The 514-nt window shown below is 59.7% G+C and carries 2 protein-coding genes; both read left to right on the top strand.

Annotated features, from left to right (window positions below):
* Positions 1 to 304, top strand: a 304-nt coding sequence (locus J0A65_RS23570) for an EAL domain-containing protein (RefSeq protein WP_206596715.1), incomplete at its 5' end; no start/stop codon positions are given.
* Positions 305 to 331: 27 nt separating this feature from the next.
* The coding region (locus tag J0A65_RS23565) for a hypothetical protein (protein ID WP_206596714.1) at positions 332 to 514 on the top strand (183 nt) is incomplete at its 3' end.

The raw sequence follows: 514 nt of genomic DNA, 5'->3' as shown, positions 1-514 counted from the left end.
CACCGGCTATTCGAGCCTGTCCTACCTCAAGCGCCTGCCGATCGATGTGCTGAAAATCGATCAGAGTTTCGTGCGCGACATGCTGACGGATCGTAGCGATGCTGCGATCATCGAGGCCATCGTACGCATGGGCCAGGCACTGGACCTGGAGCTGGTCGCCGAGGGCGTGGAGTGCAGCGAACAGTCGCAGCAACTGCTCGCACTGGGCTGCAAGTTGATGCAGGGCTATTTCTACTGCCGCCCCATGCCCTTCGAGCAACTGCGCAAGAGCCTGGATCTGCTGCCGGCACTCGAACGCAACTGATCACCTCGCAGAAAAGAAGAAACCACATTGAGACTGATCGTCCTGCTGACTTTCGCAACGGGCATGGCCGCTACCGCGCTGGTGGCCGGTTGGGTACAACAGAGCAACGAGAAACAGGCCCGGGATGAACTTGTCAAAGCCACGGAACGCGCTGCGGATGTCGTTACCAAGCGCATCGAGCTCTATCAGTACGGCTTGCGCGGGGCACGC

The sequence above is a fragment of the Bowmanella yangjiangensis genome, assembly GCF_017255015.1.
GTDB lineage: Bacteria > Pseudomonadota > Gammaproteobacteria > Enterobacterales > Alteromonadaceae > Bowmanella > Bowmanella yangjiangensis.
Note: the sequence above shows the minus strand (reverse complement) of the source record. Positions and strands in the feature narration are given on the sequence as shown.